The following is a 25,434-nucleotide window of genomic DNA, read 5'->3' on the forward strand; positions in this document are numbered from 1 at the left end:
AAATGTGTCTATTCCCGCACTTTTGGTAACTTGCTTATTTTTTCAACAATTCTGTAATTTCTTCCGTACTGGCGACTTTACCGTAGGAAACAACTTTTTCGTCGATGACCAATCCCGGAGTGCGCATGATGCCGTATTTTGCGATGTCCTTCATGTCGGTCACTTTTGTGATGGTTGCTTCCATCCCCAGTTCCTTCAATGCCTCTTCCGTGTTCTTAGCCAAATTCACGCAATTTTTGCAGCCTATACCCAAAATTTTGATTTCCATGATGATATTCCTCCTGTTTATTATTTTTTTGATCACATAAAAATAGGTCCCAAGAAATTGAACACATAGCCGATGATGATGATGCCGACTGCCACGATTCCGAAGAAAAGGCCCAACAATTTCGGTTTTACGACCTGTTTCAGCATGACCATCGACGGCAAGGACAATGCCGTCACGCCCATCATGAAGGAAAGTACGGTTCCCAATCCGACCCCTTTTGCGACAAGTGCTTCGGAAATGGGCAGCGTCCCGAAAATATCCGCATACATCGGAATCCCGACGAATGTTGCCACCAATACTGAATACCATTTATCCTGACCCAACAGAGCTGTGATGACGGATTCCGGAATCCAGTTGTGGATGGCCGCCCCGATACCGACCCCAAGGAGCACGTAAAGCCATACTTTTTGGACGACTTCCTTCACCTGATCAACTGCATAATCGACACGATCTCTCCTTGTCAACTCGGCTTCCTCAAGTTCAATTGTCGGGCTACCGAACACAAAGGATTCGACCTGGTCCTCCAGGTGCGCTTTCCCGATGAAAGTTCCGCCGACAACCGCAAGGATCAGTCCCACAACAACATAGGCGATGGCAATCTTCCAGTTGAAGATGCTGGCCAAGAGGATAATCGATGCCAAGTCAACAAGCGGTGAAGAAATCAGGAACGAAAACGTCACACCCAACGGCAGTCCCGAACCGGTGAAGCCGATGAAAAGCGGAATCGAAGAACAGGAACAGAATGGTGTGATCGTCCCCAGCAACGCCGCCAGAATATTGGCGGTGATCCCATCAAAACGTCCTAGAATTTTCTTCGTCCGCTCAGGCGGGAAAAAGCTTTGCACGTATGAAATCGAGAAAATCAGCACCGACAACAGAATGAAGATTTTGATGACGTCGTAGATGAAGAAATGGATGCTGCCGCCTACCCTACTGGCGAGGTCCAATCCGAAGACATCCCGGACAAGTATACCAACCAAATCGCTTAGCCACTGCATTTTTAATAACTGATCATTTAACCATTGAAAAATTCCCATAACGAATTGCACCTTCTAGTTTGTATTTTTACTACCCAAGACATTGATGTTTATCTATATATCAGTATACGCCCACACATAGATAAGTGTCAATGTGTTGTTTTTGGGTAGTGAAAGGCTTCAAAAAAGCTGCGATAATGCAGGAGCAGAACCCCAGTTTCGCAGCTTGTTCATTCAAGGATAGGCTTTTCTCTTTTTGTCACTTTTGCAACAGTTCTGCAATGTGTTTGGGCGTCAGGATACGCCCATATGAGACGACCTTTTCATTGATGACCAGCCCCGGAGTCTGCATAATGCCGTACTTTGCGATTTCTTTCGGGTCCTCAACTTTGATGATGGTTGCTTCCATGCCGATCTTTTTAAGCGCCTCGACTGCATTGACTTGCAATTTTTCGCAGTTCCGGCACCCCGGTCCCAATATTTTGATTTCCATTTCCATCCCCTGCTTTCGAATGAATTATACAGTGGTGTTTTGTTTTGCCATGGTCTGAAAAAAGTCCTTCAACTCATCCAACTTTTCATGATTCACGGAGTATTTGACCCAAATGCCGTCTTTCCTGCTGTCCACCAAGCCACAATCCTTCATCATTTTCATGTGATAGGATAAAGTCGGTTGTGTGATCGAAAACTGATCCAATAACGCACAGGCGCACATTTCCCCTTCCGACAGTAAATCCATGATTTCCAATCTTGTTTCGTCCGATAAGACTTTCAGGCATTTCGCGTAAATTTTGTATTCAATCGTCATATTCAGTTCCTCTTTTCCTGCTGTCTTTTGAGGCACTCCGGCCCGTTCTGTCGCCCTTAACGCCTTCATATAGACACCTATCTATATGAAGTATATACTCTCACGGTATGAATTGCAATTTCCTTCTTGAACAGAAAGAATCGAAATGAAAATACACCAAAATGAAAAATTAATTAAAAAAGGTTTGACTCATTCTTATTCGCTTGTTATTATATATATAAATTTCAAAATAAAATCACATTGAAAAGATAAGTACGGATGGACGAAATGCACAGAGAACCTCGGCAGTTGAGAAGAGGACAGGGATGCTATCCGGAAAATGGTCTTCGAGTGAGTGGACGGCGAACGCTCTTTTTAGAACCTTAGCTCTCCACGGGAATGCCCGTTACAGCATCACAGTATCCCGGAACAGCGATTTGTTGCGGCGTACTGGTTAAGGGGAAAATCGAGAGGTTTTTCTGAATCAAGGTGGTAACACGGTGAATCTTTCATACGTCCTTGCGCAGCACAGCGCAAGGACGTATTTTTTTACAAAAAAAACAAACGAGAGAAGGAAATTATCATGACAACCCAGACAACTTTAAACAGAACGAAAGCGCCTTTCCGCGCAGACCACGTAGGAAGTTTCTTGCGTCCCGAAAGCATCAAAAAAGCCCGCAAAGAGCTGGCTGAAGGCAAAATCACGAAGGAAGCCCTGCGCGAAATCGAAAATGTTGAAATCACGCGCATCGTCGACAAACAGATTGCGCTTGGCTACAAAGGCATCACCGACGGAGAGTTCCGACGCTCTTATTGGCATTTCGATTTCCTTGAGAACCTCTTGGGCTTTGAAGGTTACCTTGCGGCTCAAGGCAAACAATTCCACAACGTTGTGACCAGCGCCCACAGCGTCCGCAACATCGGCAAAATCGCCTTTAATCCGGAACATCCCTTCTTTGCGGACTATGCTTTCTTGGCTGAAGCAGTCGGCGATAGAGCCGTTGCGAAAGTATCGATCCCGAGCCCGAACCAATTGATCCGCCTCGGTTTCCGCAATGAAGAAATTTATCCTACATTGGAGGAGTATGCTGCCGATCTACAACAGGCATACCGCGACACCATCTTGCACTTCTACTCGTTGGGTAACCGTTACATCCAGATCGATGACACTTTCTGGGGCGACCTTTGCTCGGACAAAGCATTGGAAATCTTCGGTTCTCAGGAAACTTACGATGAATTGAAACGCGTCGCTACTGAAAACGTCAAAAATATCCAGATCGGTCTGCCTGAAGATCTGGTCGTCACGACGCATATCTGCCGCGGCAATTTCCGCTCGTCCTACTCGCAAGAAGGCGCTTATGAGCCTGTTGCGAAAGAATTGTTCGGCGAAACCGGCTTTGACGGCTTCTTTCTGGAATACGACACTGACCGTGCTGGTGGGTTCGAACCATTGCGCTACTACACAGGCGACGGCCAAATTATCCTAGGCTTGATCACTTCAAAAACACCGGAATTGGAAGATATCGCCGAAGTCAAAGCACGCATCACTGAAGCAACCAAGTATGTGCCGTTGGAGCAATTATGCCTGAGCCCGCAATGCGGCTTCGCTTCGACCGAAGAAGGAAACAATCTGACGGAAGAGCAACAGTGGGCGAAATTGGCTTTGGTCAAACAGATCGCTGACGAAGTCTGGGGCGACTGATAGTTCGCATAGTTTTTTTGGTCTAAGCACCCAAAAATCCCAATAGAAAAAAGGCATCGCCGCTCTGTAATTGAGCGGCGATGCCTTTTTTGCATTAATGTTTGTGCTCTTCTTTTTTATGAATCGGATGTTTTGGATTATACGCTTCTTCATGCGGCAGAACCAAGTTCAACGCAATACCGGTAATAGCGCTCAATGCTGTACCTGACAAGGTAACCACGCCTGCGATATCCAGAACCGCGCCGCCCAGTCCCAGCACTAGCATCGAGCTGGCGATGATCAGGTTGCGGACGTGGTTGAAATCGATTTGTTCTTCGATCAATACTTTCAGACCATTACTGGCGATGACACCATACAACAGAATGGACATCCCGCCCAATACAGATGTTGGGATGGTTGAAATCAGCGCAGTGAATTTTCCGAAGAAGCTCAAACCGATTGCGATGAAGGCAGCGTTACGGATGACGGAAACGGATGCGATGCGCGTCATCCCGATGACGCCGGTATTTTCACCGTAAGTCGTATTCGCCGGTCCACCGATGAAAGCTGAAACCGCAGTCGCTACACCATCGCCCATAAGCGTCCGGGAAAGACCCGGATCTTTCAGGAATTGACGGTTACAGATTTTGCCCAAAACAGTATGGTCACCGATATGTTCAGAAATCGTAACCAATGCGACTGGGATGATGGCCAATGTTTCCGGTCCGAAATACAGATCGTAAGAATTGAACCAAGGTGTTTCAAACGGTAGATAGAATCCCGGCAGTTCGAACCATTTCGCATCCAATACAGGTTGGAAATCGACCAGACCCATGAAAAGTGCGATTACGTATCCTCCGATGATTCCGATCAGGAAAGGTATGATTTTGAAAAAGCCTTTCCCTTTCGTGTTGATGAACGAAGTGATCAGGAACGTTGCAATCGCCACAATAATATGACGGATATCCCCATCCGCCACGAAGCCGGCATTGGTTACTGCAGACGAAGCCAGTCCCAATCCGATGACCATGATCATCGGTCCGATGACGATCGGAGGCAGCAATTTGTCGATCCATTTCGTACCCAGCATTTTGACAAGTCCAGCGATCAGGACGTAGACAAGCCCCACCATGATGACGCCTGTCTGTGCGGCCTTGATGTCCCCGCCCATTTGTTCAATGGCCACAGCCATTGCTGTAATGTAGGCGAACGAAGATCCCAGATAGACGGGAACTTTCGCTTTTGTTGCCACCTGATAAATCAGGGTGCCGATTCCGCTCGCGAACAAAGCGACCGAGACGGGCATCCCTAAAATTAACGGAACTAATATCGTTGCTCCGAACATTGCAAAAACGTGTTGAAAACTCAACAGAATGCCTTTCAGAACTTCCGGTTTTTCGTCCACGTCCAATAATAACGGTTTTTGGTTGATTGCCATACCTTTTCCTCCTAGTTTTTGGGCAAAAAAATACCCTTTTGACGTTTATTTGCAAAAGGACCTAAGGTATCAAATGTATGTGATTTGTTACCCTTCATGATCTCTCTGAATCATATTAAAGGACTTTGCTTTCACTATCTTATCAATTGTCAGTGGAATTTTCAATAGCAGTTTTCATGTGAATTTTCTCATTTGATACTATCCAAAATGTTAATCAGCTGTCATACTATATTCAGAGTATCACTGTATACTCTCTAGTTACTGAGAGAAACTACTCTTTTTCTTTGGATCTCCGAACCGGATCGGTGAAGCTGCAACTTCGCCGCCCACTTTCTAAAGAACTTTGTCCATCCAAGGACAGCAAAAAAACGCCATCCTAAAAGTGGCGTTTTTTTGCTATTCTGCTGTTTCCTTCCGGGCTTCCTTCCTATATATGGCGATCAGCTCGTCGCGGACCGCGATCCACTCGGGTCTGTGGTCTTTGAGATGGACCCGGTTCGAAAGCAGTATGAACGCTGTTTGCTGGTTCAGATCCAGTATCATAAACGTTCCGGTATAACCGGTGTGCCACAATACAAAATCTTCCCCTTCCTGAATCAGATTCCATCCCAAAGAGCGTGGCTGGCTCGGGACATTCCCCCAATCCCTCAGCAATGTACGGATACTCTCTTCACGCAAAATCCGTTGGCCTTCCCATTCCCCAAAATGCAGCATCATCCGGGAGAAGCGGATCAAATCTTTCATTGGTGCGAACAAGCCGGCACTCCCGCAATGTCCTTCCAAAGACAGCGCTTTGGGGTCATGCACAACGCCCCGGATTAAGCCTCTTGTCGGGTGGTTCTGCGTAGGAACACAGCGCATCGGATCGGTCGGATGGAAGGTACTTTCCGTCATGGCAAGAGGACGTTTGATGCGTTCTTCAAAATTTTTTTCCACCGATTTTCCGGTCAGCTTCTCGATGATGAAGCCCGCAAGGAGCAATCCGGTATCGGTATAGACCACATTTTTACCTAGGTTCTCTCCTGGCGTAAGGGCGATCAAGGCGGCAATGAGTTCATCGGCAGTCAACGCATCGCGGTTTTTGATATAGCCTTTCAGATCTGAAGTATGCGTCAGCAGATGGCGGATCGTCACCGCAGCAGAAGGGAACTCGGGCAGATACGCCTGCACCGGATCTTCGAAGTTGATTGCCCCTTCTTCTTGTAGCTGGAGCAGCAGCGTCGTCGTGACGATCACTTTTGTTAAAGATGCCACATCATAGAGCATGCCTTCCCGTAAGGATTCCCGTTCAGGCAGGATCGCCGCCGATCCGACCATTCGCGTTTCTGTTTTGTCCATGTCGATGAAGGTGTAGCTCACTCCTGGGAAAACATTGCCTTTCAGCATTTCAGCGATTTTCTTTTGGGTTTGTGGATACATCAGCAGACATCACCTTTCCGTTAGTATCGTTGTCTATCATTATAGCGCATCCCTAGCTTGATGCACGGCCGATTTCGAACGCTTTTTACAATTTTATGGAGAATTGGTGTGAGATTTGCGAAGCACTTTTCAAATTAAGAAAGAAACAGCTTTATCACCGGATCATGTGTTAGAATATTGTATACTAGTGAACTTATTGGGGGAATGTAATTCGATGGGGTATTTTAAGGAGCGTTTGTATCAGCAATATGTGATATTATTCATCTTCTACTTTATGTCCATGGCGGCTTTGTCATCATTGATCACCGTCTACATGCGCGACATAGGAAAAAACGGGTCGGAAATTTCATTCATCCTGATCCTTTCAAACATAATCGCACTCATCATCCAAGGACTGATCGGTTATTCAAACGAGCAATGGGGAACGCGTAAAACGGTGACCATCTACGTCCTGATCTCAGCCGTCATCAGCATGGGACTCTTTTTCTTCACAGGCAACTGGCTCTTTGGGCTCGTTTACGGATTGGCGAACGCCATCACCTTGGGACTCGCACCTCTGTTTGATGTGCTCGCGGCCAACAGTCCTTACAGATTCGGCCAAATTCGCCTCTGGGGAACAATCGGCTATGCGGCCGGGCAACAAATTTCAGGGATCATCTATGATTTTCTGTCTCCAAAATCCATTTTTATTCTCTATCTCGCCTGCTACTTCGCAAGCATCGTGTTCCTTTATACGTTGCCAAAACCGGAGCAACCGATTGTCTCTTCAGAACAGCCAGCCGAGAAGAAAGAAGAAATTTCCGGGGGGCATACAATCAGAAATATATTCCAGAACAAACTTTTCATCACTTATCTGCTTTTGGCGTTCATCATTTTCGGCACGAACACGGTCAACACCAGTTATCTTCCGCTGCTTTTGACCGATACGGGAGCCCCGGTCGCAATTGTCAGCACGACCTTGACCGTAGCCCTGTTTGCGGAAGTCATCGCGATGGCTTTTTCACACCGCTTCATGGACCATTTCACGAATAAACAGCTGCTTCTGGCCGTTTTGTTCCTTTCAGGAACGGAATATCTGATCAATTTCCTGTCGGATGACTTTTTAGTGCTTTCGATAGCGACCGTATTGACCAAGTTTTTCGCTTCCGGAACCTTCATCATGCTGAACCTCAAGATGGTCTCTACCTTGCTGAACCGGAAACTGATCGCTACAGGAACTGCAGTCGTCGCCATGCTTTCCAGGAACATCGGCACCATCTTCTTCCAATTGATGGCGGGTCCGGTAATCGATAATGTAGGGCTCAATTATCTCTACTTGATCCTTTTCGTCTTTACGGTTCTCGCTGCGGTGATTGCCTTGCTGTTCAAAGTACCGGCTCAGCCGAAAGAACGCCTTTTTTCTTGATGATAGCTTTAATCGCAAAAAACGACCAGGGAATCCAATTTCCCCGGCCGTTTTTTTTAATTTCAGGAATTCATCAGTTTCTGACTCGTTTGATGATCAGTTTCGTCGCTTCCATCAACGCGACGGCGGTCAAGGCCAGTCCTGCTGCTATCCCGAAATGCACCAAGCCGAAGTCGGCCGGTATCGAGAAGATGCCGCGCACCGCTGGCAACAAAGTCGCCGCATACAATGTGCTGCAGAAAGCTACAGCATAAAGGACATATTTATTCGAAAAGAAACCCGCTCCGATAGCGGTCTGGGAATTAGAACGCGCTGGAAACGTCTGTAAAGTACGCGCGATGATCAAAGTTGAGAAGGCCATCGCCACACTGATTTCGGCAGAATAAACCATACCGATGAATTGCGAAAGGATGACGGCTCCCCCGATCAGTATCCCTCGGTAGATGACAGAAACGAGCGTATCTCCGGAGAAAATGCCCTCGTTTGGATCCCTTGGTTTGCGACTCATCACATCAGGCTCGCCCTTCTCCATACCCAATGCAATCGCGGGAATCGAATCATTGACCAAGTTGATGAACAGCAGTTGCAGTGCTGTGAATGGATTTACCCAGTCCATCAGCAGCGCTGCGATGATGGCGATGATGGCCCCCAAGTTGCCCGAGAAGAGATAGGCGATGGCTTTCTTGATGTTGTCATAGACGTTGCGGCCTACTCCGACCGCGCTGACGATGGAAACGAAGTTATCGTCGGTCAGCACCATCGCTGCCGCCTCTTTGGCGACATCCGTTCCGCTGCCCATGGCGATGCCGATGTCTGCTTGCTTCAAAGCCGGAGCATCGTTCACCCCGTCACCCGTCATCGCAGTGACATGACCTTTCTTCTGCCACGCGCGGACAATCCGGATTTTGTTCTCAGGAGATACCCGAGCATAGACGGATACACGTTCCAAAACAGCATCCAATTCCGGATCGCTTAGGTTGTCCAGCTCCTGTCCGGTCAAAGCAAGGTCGTCCTCTCCCGAAATGCCGATATCGCGGGCAATCGCGCGCGCTGTCGTTTTATGGTCGCCAGTGATCATCACCGTTTTGATGCCTGCTTTCTTGGCTTCCGCAACAGCGCCATAAACCTCTTCGCGCGGTGGATCAATCATCGCCATAAGCCCGACCAGAATCAGATCATGCTCCGCATCGAAATCGAGCGCCTCTGCTGCCTCCATCGGCCGATAGGCGAAAGCCAATACGCGGAGGGCACGATCCGAAAAATGTTCATTCTTTTCCTTGATGTTTTCAAGGATTTCATTCGTCAACGGCACCACTTCTCCATCAATCAAAACTTTGGTACTGCGCCCGAAAACCACATCCGGGCCGCCTTTCGTCAGCAACAGATGCTCCCCGTTGATTGTGTGGACCGTCGACATCAGTTTGCGTTCCGAATCGAAAGGCAAGTCCGCCACACGCGGATAAGCTTTCCTTAGCTCATCGTATGGCTGATTCATTTTATTGCTGAAGGCGATCATGGCTACTTCCGTGGGGTCCCCCACCTCGTGTCCGTCCATATTGATGCTGGCATCATTAGCCAAGACGGCGACCTGCATCAAGCGCTGCTCATCGGATGACCAGGTCTGCGGATGAGCATTGAAACTACCGGATTGGCCGTTCACCAAATAATGGTCGACGATTGTCATCTTATTCTGGGTCAAAGTTCCTGTCTTATCGGTGGCTATGATGCTGGTCGATCCCAACGTTTCTACTGCAGACAATTTGCGGATGATCGCATGTTTCTTGGCCATCTTTTTCGTCCCGATCGAAAGGACAATCGTCACGATCGACTGCAGGGCTTCCGGAATCGCTGCAACCGCGACGGCGACAGCGAACATGAAGGCGCTCAGTACGCCGGACCCGATATCCGTCGTTCCCTCCGCCATCATACGGATGAACTGGATTCCGAAAATAAGTCCGGAAAGCATCAGGATGCCCACACCCAAATTTTTACTGAAATGCTCCAGATTCTTTTGCAGCGGCGTTTGCTTTGCCAACGCATTATCCAATAAGTTCGCCACCTTACCGATTTCGGTGTCGTTGGCGATGGCGGTGACGATGAATTCTCCCCGGCCGTACACAGCCAGCGTTCCGCTATGGACCATATTCGAGCGATCGCCCACCGGAACTGCTCCGTTGATATCCATCACTTCTTTATCGGCGGGGATGGACTCCCCGGTCAGCATCCCTTCATCCACCTTGAGCGAACTCGCTTCAAACAGTCGACCGTCTGCCGGGACATAATCACCAGCATCCAGGCTGACGATATCTCCGATGACCAATTCCCTAGCAGGAACGGTCAGCCTCATACCGGCCCTTTTAACTTTTGCCATCGGAGCGGACAAACTTTTCAATGCATCCAGCGAGCCTTCTGCTTTCCTTGTCTGGATGACGCTGACAATCGCATTGATCATCAGAACTGCAAAGATGATCAATGATTCTGCTGCATGCCCCATCACCATCTGAATGGTAGCAACAGCCAGCAACACCAGAACCATTGCATCCTTGAACGTCTCAACAAACAGCTTCAGGACCGAATCTCGTTCCTTCGTTTCCAATTCGTTGAACCCGTGCTCCGCTTGCTTCGTTTTGACGGACTGTTCATCGAGCCCTTCTTTAGTGCTGCCCGTTTCCGCAAAAATATTCTCCAAGCTTTTCTGGTATGCCGCCAAGGAATCCCCTCCAGGTTTGTTATTGTGCGGGTAGCCCGCATTCTTTTTTGCCGCTATCGTTTTCGTGGTTGTTCTTTCGTTTTCCATCTGAAATCCCCCTGTTATTGGATATCTATTTTTAACCAGCCGTTGCTCCCTTATCTGTTTCCTGCTTCAAGTTTTCGCCGCGCTTCCCTCCTTGTTTTCCGCAAATAACTAATAAAAAAGAGACTTATGCACTAACGTCTCTCTCAAGAAACGTTAGGCATAAGTCTCACTATTTAAGGCAACACCAGAAGACCCTCTCGGATCTACTTATTGTTGGCATTGCCACAGCAAAGCTGCTAGTTACTCCCTTACGGAAAAACTTTTATTCAGTTCTTAATCAATATAAACGGTAAGCCCGAAAAAAGCAAATCTTAAGCTTACACTTTTTCTATTTCTTTTTGCGGATCATATCGAAACGTTCAACCGCGAAAGGAACTTTCATCTTCACGATCATCATGGCATTGGGTGCACGGTCGATCGCTTCATCGTGTTCGTTCCAGATGGCTTCCACAGTCAGCTTATTGTGGCGCAGGCCGGGACCGTAAAATTCGATTTCGTCCCCGACACCGAAATTGTTCCGTTGCTGAATTGTGGCCATCTGCGTTTCCGGATCATATGCCATCACTTGGCCGACGAACCCGTAGCGCGGAATTTTGCGGCGTTGGCCGAAGAGCTGTTCATCCTCGGTAGGATCTTTGTAGAAGAAGCCGGTCGCCAATTCGCGTTGGGCGACTTTCCACAATTCATCCACCCATTCCTGCTTCAATTCGTAATGATCTGGATCGGCGCAATAAGCATCCACAGCTTTGCGGTAAACATTGACTACCGTAGACACGTAGTGGATCGATTTCATGCGCCCTTCTATCTTCAGGCTGTCTACGCCGCTCTCGATCAGGTCGGGCAGGTGTTCCAGCATCGACAGATCGACGGCACTCATGGAGAATTTCTCTTCGATGCCTTCTTCGCCGGCACCTACAGGGTTCTGTTGTCCCAACAACGGCATATCGAACAAGCCATATTTCCAACGGCAAGACTGCGCGCAGCCTCCGCGATTGGCATCACGGTTCGACATGTGGTTGGAGAGGACACAACGGCCCGAATAGGAGATGCACATCGCCCCGTGGACGAAGGCTTCGATTTCGACATCGGTCTTCTCATTCATTTCCTGGATTTCTGCCATCGATACTTCACGGGCCAAAACAACGCGTTCCAAGCCTTCGCTCGCCCAAAAATTGAGCGTCTGGTAATTGGTCGCGGAAGCCTGTGTCGACAAATGGATCGGCAAGCCGGGTGCATCGGTCACCGCAATTTCCATCAGTGCGGGATCCGAAATCAGCACCGCATCGATGCCGATATCGCGGATTGTGCGGAAGAATTCGCCTGCACCTTCCTCGTTGCCTTCATGGGTGACCATGTTCGCGGCGACATAGATCTTCGAACCGTGGCTATGTGCAAAAGCGACTGCTTCAGCCATTTCCTCATAGTCGAAATTGCCTGCGCGGCTGCGCAATCCATAAGCTTCTCCACCGATATAGACGGCATCAGCTCCGTAGTGGATGGCTGTCTTCAATTTTTCTAATGTTCCGCCCGGGGCCAAGACCTCGGGCTTCTTTGTTATTGTTCGCATGTGTGTGTACACTCTCTTTCTTTCAGTATCAAAGTATCAGACAACTTCGTTAGGATCCTTGGAATAGAATCCGCTATCCAGCTCACGGTTGGCGGGATGCAAAGCATGCAATTCGGCATCCAAACGTTCCGCCAATGCTTCCGTCCAGTTCCCTTCCGCCAAGGCTTCGCGCGCCTCAACGAACAGCTTCGCGATTGCGACAAAATTTTCTCCCGGTGTGAACAACCCGTCCAGCATCCATTGCGAGACACCGATAGCCGTCAGTTCGCCCAGATGAGGCATCAAATCAAGATCATTGTTGGCGAAGATGTGCGTTCCGTTGCGGTCCTGATAGATGGAATAATGGGAATCCACTTTTTTCGGCTCGGAAATGAACAACCCGCGCTCTTTGTTCACCGCTTCCTCTTTCTCGATGAAATTGAAGTAGTTTTCAAGCAAATTACGTTTTGATTGGTGGATGCAAGTAGCACCGTACACCAATACTTCGACCGGAACCAAAGCGCCCGGAATGAGTTTCTTCATTTCCTCGAAAGGCACTTCGCGGGCCAGCACGGAACCGACCGCTCCCCTTTTCGCCCAGAAATTGATCTGTCCGCTTGAAGTCACCATGACTTGTGCGTCATAACGGTAAGGGATGAACAAATCCTGTTCCCGCATGACCTGCACGACGCCGGGGTCGCCCAACGTGATGCTGTCGACTTCCGCTTCACGCAGGAAAGCCAGATATTCGGCCACCTGGTTGATCCGATCGTTATGGAAGATCGCGTTCACCGCGGCACTGACTTGCGCGCCTTTCTCATGCGCATAGGCAATGACCTCACGTTGTTCCTCTCTGGTGAAGGAATACGGCAAACGAAGGCCGTACTCATCCTCTCCTATATATAGTATATCTACACCGCAATCCACCAATTCCTTGGCTTGCGCTACTGACTCGGCTGTTGCAATCAGCTCGATCATCCTACATTCCTCCCTTATTCGAGTTCCTTGATAAGATTATCACATTACTTATAAAAAGTGAATGACTGTTTTCCCTAAGTTTTTAGAAATTTACTGTGCAAAAGTGCTGTGGCTTGTTAAGACAATCATTAGATTCCGCCTATATATAGCTATATCAGGCTCCCCGTATTCTTTCCAGCACTAAGAATGGTATAATAGCAAATGTGAAAATGGAATGACATCCATCAACGTTCAGGAGGAATATTTAATGAAAAAACTTGTCAACAGCCAACAGATGAAGAAAATCGACGCCTTTACGATCGATGAAATCGGCATCCCAGCCATGGTGCTGATGGAAAATGCAGCGAATGAGGTCGTCGCAGCCATGGAAGAACGCATATCAGGAGAGGATATCATCCTCGTGATCTGCGGTTCAGGCAACAACGGCGGCGACGGAATGGCGGCAGCCCGCATTTTGTTGAACCACGGCTTCCAGGTGGATGTATTCCTGATCGGTGAACGTGACAAATTATCGCCTGAGTCCAGAAAACAACTCGATATCATCGAAAACCTGGAAATGGTCATCTGGGATGACATCAGCGAAATCAATTTCAAAGGCTACACCGTCTTGGTCGATGCGATTTTCGGCATCGGGTTGGACAGGCCGGCAGAAGGAAAATACGCGGAGACGATCCAACTCATGAACGCGTTCCAAGGATATGTCTTTGCCGTCGACATCCCATCCGGCATCTCAGCCGACAATGGACAAGTGCTCGGGACCGCTGTCCGGGCGGATGTGACCATCACTTTCGGGATCGAAAAAATCGGCCAGCTGCTTTACCCAGGTTCTTTGCACACCGGAAAATTGATCGTCAGCGACATCGGTTTCCCGCCAAGCGCCATGGATGTCATTTCTTCGAATGTGCTGTTCTATGAAGAGAGCGATCTTTTTTCGCTTCCGAGACGCGCGGCCTATTCGAACAAAGGCACTTACGGCCGGGTCGTGATCATCGCCGGATCCGCAAACATGAGCGGGGCTGCCTTCTTGGCGGCAAAAGCCGCCTACCGTTCCGGCGCAGGTCTTGTCCAGATCATCACACCGGATGAGAACCGCGCCATCCTTCAGATGCAGCTGCCTGAAGCCATCCTGACGACTTACCAGCCGGATGGATTGGATCAGGAGAGCGAACGCCTGAAAATCATCGACGCAGTGTCCAGCGCCGATGCGATTGTTGTCGGACCTGGAATCGGGAGGTCCGATGCAGCCCGCACTGTAGTTGATTTGGTTCTCGAAAACAGCCAGATCCCTTTGATCATCGATGCGGATGCTTTGAATATCCTTTCCGATCGTTTCAACGACGCAGCTTTACCGGAGAACGATTCCCGTGCCCGTATCAGCGCAGTGGCGCAGGCCGTTCCAGCGGGGAGCATCCTTACCCCGCATTTGAAAGAACTGGCGCGTCTTTTGGCTGAGGACTTGGTGGAAATAAAAGCGGACCTCCTGGGGTCTGCGGCGTTCTGCACGGCTGATTCAGATTTGACCTTTGTCATGAAGGATGCCCGGACTGTGGTTGCCCATCAGGATGAGCATTACATCAACGCGAGCGGCAACAACGGCATGGCGACAGGCGGTTCTGGTGATGTCCTGACCGGCATCATCGCCGGCTTGTTGGCTCAAGGTTTGGCCCCTTCCGAGGCGGCTAAATTGGGCGTCTACATCCACGGTTTGGCAGGGGATATCGCAGCCCAAGAAAAATCCGAATACAGCTTGATGGCTTCCGATCTCATCGAAGCTTTGCCGGCGGTATTACGCTGATTTTTTAACTTGCTACAAGTAAAACGCACAATGATACCGGCCGTCTGTGGCTGGTGTCATTGTGCGTTTTTGATTTGATTCATGTGTGACTATTCTTTCGTGGGCTGTGGCCGGAGGAAAAACCTGGCCTTGGCCGCCTCCTTTATTCCGTTTTCTTCTTGGAATTGCCCGCTTCACCGGAAATACGGAATACTTTTTCACTGCGCTCGTATGGCACGTCAGGAACGCCTTTGCGGGCATTGGCGACCCGGGCCACGACAAACAGATAATCAGAAAGCCGGTTGATGAACTTCAGGACGAACGGATTCACTTCTTCCGGCTCTTGCTCCATGAAGGTGACGATCCGGCGTTCCGCGTCGCGGGTCGTCGTCCGCAAAATGTGGAACCAGCTGGCCAGTTCCGTTCCGCCCGGTATGATGAAGTACTGAGTCTCCTCCGGCTCTTCGCTGTAGCCATCGATTTTCTTCTCCAACCAGTCGATGTGATCCTGTGCGATCTTGTACTCCCGGTGCCCTTTAGGGATCGACAGATCTGAGGAACAATCGAACAGGAACTGTTGGATGAGCGCCATGTCCTCCTGGATGTCCTCGCCGCAATCATTTTTCGTACCGACTAGCCCGAACCATGAGTTCAGACCGTCCAGCGCGCCGAAAGCTTCGATCCTCTCGGCGTTTTTCGGAAGAGCTTTGCCACCTCCGATACGTGTGTTGCCTTTATCGCCTGTGCGTGTATAGATGCTGTATTTCATTTGTTGCCGTCCTCCTCTGGTGTTGTTTTTTGTTCTGTCATTTTAACACATTTCATTCCGGGACCACTCAAACGAGCAATCGTATGACAGAATTTCCCGGAAATAGGACCTTTGCAGTATGGATTTCAAAGGGAACTCTGGTAAACTAAAAATAGAAACCCGCTAAGCCGCTATACGGGCCAAATCCGGATACGGCATAAGAAAGGACAGCATATGCAAAAGAAAGAAACGAAAATAACAATACCCGAAGATACGCGCCTCATCTCCTTTTTGGGCGGCAAGACAATCATCTATATCCTGTCCGCCCTGATTCTGATCGGCATACTCATCTTCACGATGGATACCATCTCCTTCATCTTCAAACCGCTGCAGATCATGTTTTCAACAGTCGTAGCACCCGTGATTTTAGCAATCGTCTTCTATTATATCTTCAATCCGCTGGTGACCTTCCTCGAAAGAAGGAAAATCAACCGGGGAATGGCGACATCGCTCGTCTTCGTCCTCTTCATTTTTATGTTGGTCTACGGATTTGTGCTTTTGGTTCCGATTTTATCGAATCAGCTGACGAATCTGGTCAATGAATTTCCTACCTATATCGAACAGATGAATGCCTATTTCGACAGACTGCTCGCAAACAGCACCTTCAAGGATTATTATGAACAAGCGCAAAATTGGTTGGACAGCACCGTGGGCAGCATCCCTGAAATGATTCTGGCCTGGATCGGCAACTCAAGCGAAAAAATTATGAACATCTTTTCCACAATTTCGAGCGTAGTGGTCGTGACTGTCACTTTCCCGGTCATCCTTTTTTTCATGCTGAAGGACCAAGGGAAGTTCAAACCATTTGTCATGAAGAACGTCCCGCCTGTTTTCCGTGATGATGTCGAAAAAATATCCAGACAGATGTCGCTTCAGGTCGGATCCTATGTCCAAGGCCAGTTGCTAGTTGCCTTGAGTCTGGGCGCTTTGCTGATAGTCGGATACTTGATCATCGGTTTGGATTACGCCTTCGTCCTTGCCCTGATCGCTACCTTGACAGCGGTCATTCCTTTCATCGGCGCCACCATTGGCGTTATACCGGCCTTGTTCGTTGCAGCCTTCACCTCACCAGCCATGCTCCTGAAAATGGCCGTCGTCTGGGCATTGGCACAGTTCATCCAAGGCAACATCATCGAACCGAGCATCATGGGTCGAAATTTGAAAATGCATCCGTTGACGATCATCATCGTTTTGTTGATTATGGGCAATCTTCTGGGTTTAATCGGTATGATTCTGGGCGTGCCATTGTTCGCGATGCTGAAAATACTGCTAGAGCATGTACTCGAAAAGTTCAAGATTCGGTACAATCGTTATTTTGGTGAAGTGGCGGGTCCTTTCGAGCTGGAAGAGGAAGAGCCTGTCTTGGTGAACGGCTCCACCCCCGTTAAGGATTTCGCGACCGTTGCTGTGGTCCAGGATGCTCCTGATAATGATAACGAAAACGGTACAGAAGAACGATAACCAAAAAGGTTCGCGATCCCCGCGGGGATCGCGAACCTTTTTTCTATAGAAAATAGTTCCATATCAAATACACGAGATAGAAAAAAATCAAAATCCGCCCTTCTTTTCTGCTGATTACTTCCCGTTTATTGTTGTAGGAAAAGTACCCCAAAACTGCCAGGAGAATAGCCAAAGCCGGAAAATGGATCTGATAGAAATCCGAACTGACGACCATTCCTCCCGGTGTCAATCCTAATGCCACACCAAGAACGAACAAAGTATTCAACAGATTGGACCCCATGATGTTCCCCATCGCCAATGCGCCGTAGCCTTTTTTTACGGAAACAATCGTCGTACTTATTTCCGGCAGTCCGGTTCCGAAGGCAACGACCGTGGAAGCGATGACCGATTCAGGGATACCAATCCGGAAAGCTCCGATTTCAACCGTACTCACCAAAACAGAGGCACTCGCAATCACAAACCCCGCACTGATGAGCAATTTAATCAATTTGACCAGAATCGACAGGTCTTTCTCCTTGTCTTCTTCTATGATAGCCTCTTGATCCGACTTCTTTCCTTCCCGCACTGTCCAGTAGAAATAAACCGGAGTGAGCATAAGGAAAACTATGCCCAGCCACTGTGGTATCTTGCCTTGTCCATCCGCATGAAAAATCGGCAAGGAAGAGAGAATCAACAAGAGCGAAAGCGCCGACAAAACAGTATGTTTATATGCCGTCTTCCGGTTGACGGGTATGCTACCATAAAGCGCGCCGATCCCCAGAATGAAGCTGGTATTCACGATCGTCGAACCAATGACATTACCCAAAGAAAGAATCCCGTTGCCCTTCAAGGACGAAGAAATCGACACCGCTAATTCCGGTAGGGAGGTTCCCAAAGAAACAATCGTTGCGCCGATGACCAGTTCGGACATCCCCCACTCCAAAGACAATGAAATGGCCTCATCAACTAAAATATCCGTCGCCTTGGACAATACCAAAATACAGAGGACTAGTACTGCAACCAGCACATATCCGTTCATTTGTTCCAATAGCAGCTGCATAGTCCCCTCCTCCTTAACATGATAATCTGATCTTACCATCTAACTAATAAGTCACTTGCTGATAATCCGCTGGTATTTCAAAAGCATCCTCCGAAACATTATCTGACAATTCGAGAATTTCCATAATCGATTCAAAGGACTCATCAATCGTCTTGATTTTTTTCAGGTCGGAGCCATCAAAATAATAGAATATCTGAGTTCCGCCCTCAGTGCGGTATTCCTCGTACACCAGACCGTCTTCCTCACCGCTGCCGATGTACTCGATGTCATCCACCTCGACCGGCTCGCTTGATTCCGGCATTTCCGGTAGAGTCTCATCACCCTCAGCCGTTGTCTGGGGCATAACAATCACCGTTTTACTGACGTGGTCGATCATATAGATATTGCCGTCCATCATCACCATTGCAGTTTCGGTGTCTGCGGATTTTGATTGCATCGCGGTTCTGTCGCCCGAAACAGTCATCATCGTTTCGGATTCCATCATTTCACCTTCAAATGTTGTAGTGGAACGAAAAGCCATATAGTAATTGCCGCTTTCCATAATTTCTATGTAGCTTTTTGAAAGTTTACCCAAACGGTCGCCGATTTCAGTGGATTCTGCCGATGAGTTTTCCTTGTCGCTGCTCGTGGTATCTGCCGCCGAACTGCTCTGCGCTGTCGCTTGAGTTGAACTTTCGTCTTCAGCTGTTTCCTGTGTTTGGTTGCAACTTGCCAAAAAAAGACTGGCCAACAGTACTGCCCAATATTTTTTTCTATCTTTCAGCATCTTAAAACAACTCCTTCGAATAGTGTTGATCCTTTCGCTGCAATTCCGATTGGCGTGATGCTATTTCCTTTATCCTTATTATAGCTCATATCCTGCGCGTTTTGAAATTTGGCATAAGCGTTCGAGCATCCGACAAAAGACCTTACACAACGCGATTTTTCATTTCAGCCTAACGTTCGGTGCGTGTTATACTTGTGAAAACAAGATCATCTTACTGGGGGAATAACTATGTGTCTGATTTCGATACAACTCAGTCAACATGCGGTGTACAAATTGGTGCTCGTGGCCAATAGGGACGAGCAATATGACCGGCCTGCCTTGCCTGCGCACTTCTGGCTGGATCATCCCGATCTGTTGGCCGGGAAAGATTTGAGCGCTCGCGGCACTTGGCTTGGGATCACCAAACAAGGCAGAATAGCCGCCGTGACCAACAGTTATTTGATAACCACTCAGGAATCCGATCAAAAATTGTCCCGCGGCAACTTGGTGATGGATTACTTGACTGGCAACATTGGACCCGAGGGCTACCTGGAGCAGATCAGGCAACAGCGGACCGACTACAACGGCTTCAACCTGTTAATCGGTTCAAGCGACAGTCTTCATCATTACAACAATATTTTGGACGAAATCAGCATCATTCAAACAGGCAGCCATGCCGTCAGCAACGCTACGCTCGATACACCATGGCCAAAAGTCACCCTCACCAAAGCGGCAATGGCCGAACTGGCTTCTTCATCCGAGTTGGACGAAGAGGCAATCTTCCGCATCATGGCGGACCGGACGCCCCCGTCGGATGATCAACTGCCGGATTTGCCGCTGCCGTTGCCGATTTTGCGCGCCGTCTCCGCCAATTTCATCCAGACGGAACGCTACGGCACTCGCTCCACCACCTTGATACTCATCGACCATTGCGATCAGGTTACTTTTGTGGAAAGATCATATCTGCCGGACGGAACCAGCAGCGAGGTACGCTTCAGCTTTCAGTTGATGGCTGAAGAAAAATGATACAACAAAAGATGCGGCCGAGATTCCGATTCCTGGCCGCATCTTTTTTGTTAAAGATAGTATTTCCTGATAATCGTCAGGTCATCATTCAATTCATAGACCAACGGTTGCCCGGTAGGAATTTCCAAGGCCATGATCTCATCATCGGGTATTTCTTCGATATATTTGATCAAAGCCCGCAACGAGTTTCCGTGGGCCGCCACCAAAATCGTCTTGCGGTCCAATACCGCCGGAGCGATCTGGTCTTCCCAGAATGGGATGACGCGGTCCAAAGTGGTTTCCAGATTTTCCCCCATCGGAATGACCCGTTTCTGCAGATTGGCATAGCGGCGATCCCTGACCGGTGACAGCGGATTATCCGGATCCATCAGCGGCGGCAACGTATTGTAGGAGCGTCGCCATTTCAGGACTTGGTCTTCTCCATATTTTTCGGCCGTTTCCTGTTTGTTCAGTCCTTGCAGATCGCCATAGTGCCGTTCATTGAGCCGCCAACTCTTCACTTCCGGTATCCATAATTGATCCATTTCATCCAGAACAATATGGCACGTTTTGATCGCCCGCTGCAACACGGACGTGAACGCCATATCAAATTCAATCCCGGCTTCCTTGAGTTTCCGTCCGGCTTCTCTCGCTTCCCTAACGCCCTGTTCACTCAAATCGACATCCGTCCAGCCCGTAAACAGGTTCAATAAATTCCACTCGCTTGCGCCATGACGAATCAAAATGATTTTCCTCATCACCATCACTACTTTCCGCCTGTATTTTTCTTTCATTATACTGCTACAAGCGGTCTGGTTCACGTTTAAGGACTTCAGTTACCGCTGCGGATGGCCCCCACCATTTCCGCCACGAAGGCTCCGACCGGTTTGGGCGAATCCTTCCCGTACTGTTCCATGATGTTGATGATTGCGGAACCGATGATGACGCCATCACCGACTTCGCTCATGGCTTTGGCTTGTTGCGCGTTGGAAATCCCGAAGCCGATGGCGCAAGGGATGTCGCTGATTTTGCGGATTTCCGCCAAAATGCTGCCGATATCGGTCGTGATGTCGCTGCGGACACCGGTGACTCCTAAGGAAGAAACGACGTACAGGAAGCCTTCCGCTTCCTTTGCGATCATGGCGATCCGTTCCGCAGAGGAAGGTGCCACCATGGAAATGTAAGTGATGCCATGATCCCGGCAGGCTTCCTGGATGAAGCCCTTCTCCTCGAACGGAACGTCCGGGATGATGACGCCGTCGACGCCGGTCTCTTTGCAGCGCGCCATGAATTTATCGATGCCGTAGACGAACACCGGATTGATGTAGGTCATGAAGACGAAAGGCGTATCGATTTCGGTGCGCAATTCAGTCACCATTTGGAAAATATCGTCGGTATTGATGCCGTTCGCCAAAGCCCGCTCATCGGCTTTTTGGATGGCCGGGCCTTCCGCAACGGGATCGGAGAACGGGATGCCGATTTCGACGATGTCCGCTCCGTTCGCAACGATTTCCCTGATGATTGTTTTCGTGGTTTCCAAGTCTGGATCCCCTGCAGTAATGAAAGGGATGAATGCTTTATGCTTAAAGGCTGCTGTGATCTTATTCATGGATGTCAACTCCCTTGTATCTTGCGATTGCTGCAACGTCCTTATCGCCACGGCCCGACAAACAAATAACGATGATTTTTTCGGGATCCAGCGTCGGTGCCAAAACCATAGCGTGCGCGATTGCATGTGAACTTTCGATTGCCGGGATGATGCCTTCCATCCGCGCCAGGTATTCAAAGGCGGCGACAGCTTCGTCATCCGTCACTGAAACATACTCAGCGCGGCCCCGGTCATAGAGGTCCGCATGCTCAGGCCCGATGCCCGGATAGTCCAGTCCAGCCGATATCGAATAAACAGGAGCGATCTGACCGTATTCATCCTGGCAGAAATAGGATTTCATGCCGTGGAAAATGCCCGGCGTACCGGTCGCGATTGTCGCAGCCGTATCTTGGGTGTGGATGCCTCTGCCGGCAGCTTCGCAGCCGATCAAGCGCACGCTTTCGTCGCCGATGAAGTCATAGAAAGTCCCGATCGCATTCGAGCCACCGCCAACGCAAGCCATCACGACATCCGGCAGCTTGCCTTCCGCCTTGGCCATCTGAGTTTTTGTCTCTTCCCCGATGATTTTCTGGAAATCGCGGACCATGGTCGGGAATGGATGCGGCCCCATGACCGAGCCGATGCAGTAATGCGACTCTTCGAACGTTGAAGCCCAATCCTTCATCGCTTCGTTGACCGCGTCCTTAAGCGTGGCAGTGCCGCTTGTCACAGGAATCACTTTCGTGCCCAACAATTCCATTCGGAACACGTTCAAGGCTTGGCGCTGGGTGTCCTCTTCGCCCATGTAGACGACGCACTCCATGTCCAAAAGCGCAGCTGCTGTTGCCGTCGCCACGCCGTGCTGGCCGGCGCCGGTCTCAGCGATAATGCGTTTCTTGCCCATCTTTTTGGCCAACAATACTTGGCCGAGCGCATTGTTGATCTTATGCGAGCCCGTGTGGTTCAGGTCTTCGCGTTTCAGGTAGACTTTTGCTCCGCCGAGGTTCTTTGTCATCTTTTCCGCGTAATAGAGGCGGGATGGCCGGCCTGCGTAGGTGTCCAACAGATCGTTCAATTCTTTTTTGAAGTCCGGATCCTCTTTGAGTCGGAAAAAAGCCTCCGATAGTTCCAAACAAGCGTTCATCAAGGTTTCGGGAATGAACTGTCCCCCATGTGCTCCAAAATAACTTGTCATTTTTTTGACCTCCCAATGATTTCCATTACTGCTCTGATTTTTTCAAAATCCTTCACGCCGTCCGTTTCGACGCCGCTCGAGATGTCCACTGCGTATGGCTGCATCTGCTTGATGGCCCCCTCAAGATTGCCGGCGTGCAGGCCGCCCGCCAGGAAGAATGGCTGAGTTGCTTCCTTCAGCAAATCCCAGTTGAATGTCTTTCCGGTTCCACCTGCCACACCGCTTTGGTACGTGTCATAGAGGAGAAAATCGGCAGTGTATGCCTTCTTGACATCAGCGGCGTCCTTGACCGCAACCGCTTTGATGATCGGAAGTGTGATCCGCTTGCCCAACTCTTCTATATAAGCGTTATCCTCATCGCCGTGGAGCTGCACAATCTGGATTGCCCGGCTCTCCACGATTGCGACGATGTTTTCGATCGGTTCGTTGACGAAGACGCCGACTGCCGGAATGGCTTCGTCTAGGGCGGCCCTGATTTCCAGCGCCTGTTCCAACGAAACCTGGCGCTTGCTGGGAGCGAAGATGAAGCCTGCAAAATCCGGGCGTAGCTCGTTCAGCATTTCAGCATCCTCGACTCGTTTCAGACCGCAGATTTTTACTTTAACCATCAGCCGATTCCCCGAAGGCGATCGAGCATGCCTTTTTTGTCCGGCGAGACCATCATCGTTTCGCCGATCAGGATGGCATCGACATTGCCCTCTTCCAATTCGATGACTTGCTGTCTTTCCGAGATGCCGCTCTCGGCCACGAAAAGGATGTCATCAGGCACCAGTGCGCGCAGCCTGATGGACTGTTGGATATCCACTTTGAAGGTCTTCAAGTCCCTGTTGTTGACGCCGATCATTTTTGGGTTCGTCCGCAACGCTTTCAGGAGCTCTTCTTCGGTGTGGGCCTCCACCAGGGCCGAAAGCCCCAGTTCGCGGGCCAAGCGTTGGAAAGCATCCAACTCTTCTTCCGTCAGGATGGTCGCGATCAACAGTACGGCATCCGCGCCGATGACCTTCGCCTCATAGATCTGATAGGCATCGATGATGAAATCTTTGCGGATGATTGGAAGGGATACTGCCTGTTTTATTTCCGTCAGGAAGCGGTTTTCGCCTTGGAAAAAATCGGGCTCCGTCAATACCGAAATTGCGGATGCGCCTGCTGCTTCGTAGGCTTTGGCGATTTCGAGGTATGGGAAATCCTCCACGATCACGCCTTTCGAAGGGGATGCCTTTTTGCATTCGCAGATGAAGCGGATCCCTTCACCGGTCAGCGCCTGCTCGAATGGGAAATCCTGATTGATCGGCATCGCCAAGGCGGCTTGCTTCATTTCTTCCAATGGGATTGCCTGTTTGGCTTTTTCCACGCGTATTTTTGTCGCTGCTATGATCTCGTCCAATATCATTTTGTCGCCTCCTGTGATGCAGTGATGAATTGCTTTAATTTCCCCAGTGCCGCTCCGCTGTCGATGAGTTCGGCTGCACGTTTGATGCCGTCAGCGATCGTATAATCGTCGTTGGCCAGATAAATGGCCATGCCGGCGTTCAACAGCACTGTATCGCGCTTCGGTCCTTTTTCGCCACTTAGGATAGCCAAGGCGATTGCGGCATTTTCAGCCGGTTCCCCGCCAACCAGATCTTCGTTGGTGCAGTACTCGAAGCCGTAATCTTTCGGATCGAATGTGAAGTGGGTGACCTTGCCGTCGCGGAGCTCCGCTACTTCCGATGTTGTGGTCAAAGTTATTTCATCCAGACCGTCATTGCCACCGAACACCAAAGCTCTTTCCATCTGCAATTGGTTCAGCACTTCAGCCATCGTGTCCACCAGCGCGACATCATACACGCCGAGCAACTGCATATTCGCATTGGCTGGGTTCGCCAATGGCCCCAGGACGTTGAAGATTGTCCGGACACCCATTTCTTTCCTGACGGGTGCCGCGTGTTTCATTGAAGGATGGTATTTTTGGGCGTACATGAAGCACATCCCGATTTCTTCCAGCATCGCTTCGCTTCGCTGTGCGCTGGCTTCGATGTTCACACCTAATTCTTCCAGCACATCTGCGCTGCCGCATTTGCTTGAGGAGCTGCGGTTGCCGTGTTTCGCCACCGGAATCCCTGCGGCTGCGATGACAAAAGAAGAGACGGTTGAGATATTGAAAGTGAAGGCTTGATCGCCGCCGGTTCCGACGATGTCCAATGCCGTTGTTTTCGTCTGCACCTTATTTGAAAAATCACGCATCACTTCAGCGGAAGCACTGATTTCTCCGGCCGTCTCGCCTTTCATCCGCATAGCAGTCAGGTAAGATGCAATCTGGACCGGACTGGCTTGACCGCTCATAATCTGGTGCATGATGGTCTTCGTCAACTGCGGGGAAAGCTCTTCTTTTTTCACTAGTTTATCGATAGCGGCTTTCATGCTGTCTTGCGGGAGAATTTCTTCGGTCTGTTTCGTCTCTTTTATCTCTAGCATTTCATTCACCTCATCATTTTTTGTGTACAAAAAAAGCCCTTGTCCCCCTTTAAAGGGACAAGAGCTTGC

23 protein-coding genes and 1 other annotated feature (1 of these 24 running past the window's edge) are annotated in these 25,434 nt (G+C 49.4%); of the genes, 5 read left to right on the forward strand and 18 right to left on the reverse strand.

The features are described from left to right. Window positions 1-34: 34 nt before the first annotated feature. The 4 genes from ACKPCD_RS13285 to ACKPCD_RS13300 form a co-directional block, all read right to left on the reverse strand. Window positions 35-268 carry a thioredoxin family protein gene (locus ACKPCD_RS13285; RefSeq protein ID WP_068559151.1) on the reverse strand — a complete coding sequence of 78 codons (234 nt, stop codon included), beginning with the start codon at window positions 266-268 and terminating at the stop codon, window positions 35-37. Between the two features lie 32 nt (window positions 269-300). Next, window positions 301-1,305, reverse strand: coding sequence for a permease (locus ACKPCD_RS13290; RefSeq protein ID WP_288925646.1), 1,005 nt, complete (start codon window positions 1,303-1,305; stop codon window positions 301-303). 199 nt (window positions 1,306-1,504) lie between these two features. Continuing rightward, the gene (locus tag ACKPCD_RS13295) at window positions 1,505-1,738 is read right to left on the reverse strand and encodes a thioredoxin family protein (RefSeq protein ID WP_276645475.1); all 234 of its coding nucleotides are present in this window, start codon (window positions 1,736-1,738) and stop codon (window positions 1,505-1,507) included. Window positions 1,739-1,762: 24 nt separating this feature from the next. Next, on the reverse strand, window positions 1,763-2,053 hold the full coding sequence (locus ACKPCD_RS13300; RefSeq protein WP_086988823.1) for an ArsR/SmtB family transcription factor: 291 nt from the start codon (window positions 2,051-2,053) through the stop codon (window positions 1,763-1,765). 562 nt (window positions 2,054-2,615) lie between these two features. Between ACKPCD_RS13300 and ACKPCD_RS13305 the strand changes: the two genes are divergently transcribed. Next, window positions 2,616-3,734 (forward strand): 5-methyltetrahydropteroyltriglutamate--homocysteine S-methyltransferase, encoded by a 1,119-nt coding sequence (locus ACKPCD_RS13305; RefSeq protein WP_321433484.1) that lies wholly within the window; start codon window positions 2,616-2,618, stop codon window positions 3,732-3,734. A gap of 94 nt (window positions 3,735-3,828) precedes the next feature. Here the strand turns inward: ACKPCD_RS13305 and ACKPCD_RS13310 are convergent, their stop codons facing one another. Together ACKPCD_RS13310 and ACKPCD_RS13315 are read right to left on the reverse strand one after the other, a co-directional pair. After that, window positions 3,829-5,151: a uracil-xanthine permease family protein gene (locus ACKPCD_RS13310; protein WP_321433485.1), complete on the reverse strand. Its 1,323-nt coding sequence runs from the start codon at window positions 5,149-5,151 to the stop codon at window positions 3,829-3,831. A gap of 396 nt (window positions 5,152-5,547) precedes the next feature. Next, entirely contained in the window at window positions 5,548-6,570 is a 1,023-nt protein-coding gene (locus ACKPCD_RS13315) for a serine hydrolase domain-containing protein (protein WP_321433486.1), read from the reverse strand. 214 nt (window positions 6,571-6,784) lie between these two features. On the opposite strand from ACKPCD_RS13315, the gene ACKPCD_RS13320 reads away from it, so the two are divergent. After that, on the forward strand, window positions 6,785-7,975 hold the full coding sequence (locus ACKPCD_RS13320; RefSeq protein ID WP_068559162.1) for an MFS transporter: 1,191 nt from the start codon (window positions 6,785-6,787) through the stop codon (window positions 7,973-7,975). A gap of 73 nt (window positions 7,976-8,048) precedes the next feature. Here the strand turns inward: ACKPCD_RS13320 and ACKPCD_RS13325 are convergent, their stop codons facing one another. The 3 genes from ACKPCD_RS13325 to ACKPCD_RS13335 form a co-directional block, all read right to left on the reverse strand. Beyond that, window positions 8,049-10,772, reverse strand: a complete 2,724-nt coding sequence (locus tag ACKPCD_RS13325) for a cation-translocating P-type ATPase (RefSeq protein WP_321433487.1) — start codon at window positions 10,770-10,772, stop codon at window positions 8,049-8,051. 328 nt (window positions 10,773-11,100) lie between these two features. Then, window positions 11,101-12,339 carry a peptidase U32 family protein gene (locus ACKPCD_RS13330; RefSeq protein ID WP_068559164.1) on the reverse strand — a complete coding sequence of 413 codons (1,239 nt, stop codon included), beginning with the start codon at window positions 12,337-12,339 and terminating at the stop codon, window positions 11,101-11,103. A gap of 36 nt (window positions 12,340-12,375) precedes the next feature. After that, entirely contained in the window at window positions 12,376-13,296 is a 921-nt protein-coding gene (locus ACKPCD_RS13335) for a peptidase U32 family protein (protein ID WP_276646785.1), read from the reverse strand. Between the two features lie 247 nt (window positions 13,297-13,543). On the opposite strand from ACKPCD_RS13335, the gene ACKPCD_RS13340 reads away from it, so the two are divergent. Then, on the forward strand, window positions 13,544-15,091 hold the full coding sequence (locus ACKPCD_RS13340) for an NAD(P)H-hydrate dehydratase (RefSeq protein ID WP_321433488.1): 1,548 nt from the start codon (window positions 13,544-13,546) through the stop codon (window positions 15,089-15,091). Between the two features lie 142 nt (window positions 15,092-15,233). Here ACKPCD_RS13340 and ACKPCD_RS13345 read toward each other — a convergent pair whose 3' ends face one another. Continuing rightward, window positions 15,234-15,839, reverse strand: coding sequence for a cob(I)yrinic acid a,c-diamide adenosyltransferase (locus ACKPCD_RS13345; RefSeq protein ID WP_068559172.1), 606 nt, complete (start codon window positions 15,837-15,839; stop codon window positions 15,234-15,236). Window positions 15,840-16,052: 213 nt separating this feature from the next. Between ACKPCD_RS13345 and ACKPCD_RS13350 the strand changes: the two genes are divergently transcribed. Beyond that, a complete protein-coding gene (locus tag ACKPCD_RS13350) occupies window positions 16,053-17,339 on the forward strand; it encodes an AI-2E family transporter (RefSeq protein WP_321433489.1) in 1,287 nt (428 codons plus the stop codon). A 43-nt stretch (window positions 17,340-17,382) separates the two neighbouring features. Here the strand turns inward: ACKPCD_RS13350 and ACKPCD_RS13355 are convergent, their stop codons facing one another. Continuing rightward, window positions 17,383-18,378, reverse strand: coding sequence for a sodium:calcium antiporter (locus tag ACKPCD_RS13355; protein ID WP_321433490.1), 996 nt, complete (start codon window positions 18,376-18,378; stop codon window positions 17,383-17,385). A 43-nt stretch (window positions 18,379-18,421) separates the two neighbouring features. Next, on the reverse strand, window positions 18,422-19,144 hold the full coding sequence (locus ACKPCD_RS13360) for a hypothetical protein (protein ID WP_321433491.1): 723 nt from the start codon (window positions 19,142-19,144) through the stop codon (window positions 18,422-18,424). A gap of 228 nt (window positions 19,145-19,372) precedes the next feature. On the opposite strand from ACKPCD_RS13360, the gene ACKPCD_RS13365 reads away from it, so the two are divergent. After that, the gene (locus ACKPCD_RS13365; RefSeq protein WP_321433492.1) at window positions 19,373-20,149 is read left to right on the forward strand and encodes an NRDE family protein; all 777 of its coding nucleotides are present in this window, start codon (window positions 19,373-19,375) and stop codon (window positions 20,147-20,149) included. A 50-nt stretch (window positions 20,150-20,199) separates the two neighbouring features. Here the strand turns inward: ACKPCD_RS13365 and gpmA are convergent, their stop codons facing one another. From gpmA to trpD, 6 genes are all read right to left on the reverse strand, one after another. Next, a complete protein-coding gene (gene gpmA, locus ACKPCD_RS13370; RefSeq protein ID WP_068559372.1) occupies window positions 20,200-20,886 on the reverse strand; it encodes a 2,3-diphosphoglycerate-dependent phosphoglycerate mutase in 687 nt (228 codons plus the stop codon). Between the two features lie 74 nt (window positions 20,887-20,960). After that, window positions 20,961-21,737, reverse strand: coding sequence for a tryptophan synthase subunit alpha (gene trpA, locus ACKPCD_RS13375; RefSeq protein WP_068559179.1), 777 nt, complete (start codon window positions 21,735-21,737; stop codon window positions 20,961-20,963). Further along, window positions 21,730-22,911, reverse strand: coding sequence for a tryptophan synthase subunit beta (gene trpB, locus ACKPCD_RS13380; protein WP_321433493.1), 1,182 nt, complete (start codon window positions 22,909-22,911; stop codon window positions 21,730-21,732). The genes trpA and trpB overlap by 8 nt, the downstream gene beginning before the upstream one ends. Further along, on the reverse strand, window positions 22,908-23,519 hold the full coding sequence (locus ACKPCD_RS13385; protein WP_276646804.1) for a phosphoribosylanthranilate isomerase: 612 nt from the start codon (window positions 23,517-23,519) through the stop codon (window positions 22,908-22,910). The genes trpB and ACKPCD_RS13385 overlap by 4 nt, the downstream gene beginning before the upstream one ends. Then, window positions 23,519-24,301 carry an indole-3-glycerol phosphate synthase TrpC gene (gene trpC / locus ACKPCD_RS13390; protein ID WP_321433494.1) on the reverse strand — a complete coding sequence of 261 codons (783 nt, stop codon included), beginning with the start codon at window positions 24,299-24,301 and terminating at the stop codon, window positions 23,519-23,521. Before trpC ends, ACKPCD_RS13385 begins: the two co-directional genes overlap by 1 nt. Next, entirely contained in the window at window positions 24,298-25,365 is a 1,068-nt protein-coding gene (gene trpD, locus ACKPCD_RS13395) for an anthranilate phosphoribosyltransferase (RefSeq protein ID WP_288924972.1), read from the reverse strand. Before trpD ends, trpC begins: the two co-directional genes overlap by 4 nt. A 50-nt stretch (window positions 25,366-25,415) precedes the next feature. Then, window positions 25,416-25,434 (reverse strand) — a binding site (T-box leader) (it continues 224 nt past the right edge of the window).

It is taken from the genome of Trichococcus flocculiformis (genome assembly GCF_963662535.1).
GTDB lineage: Bacteria > Bacillota > Bacilli > Lactobacillales > Aerococcaceae > Trichococcus > Trichococcus flocculiformis.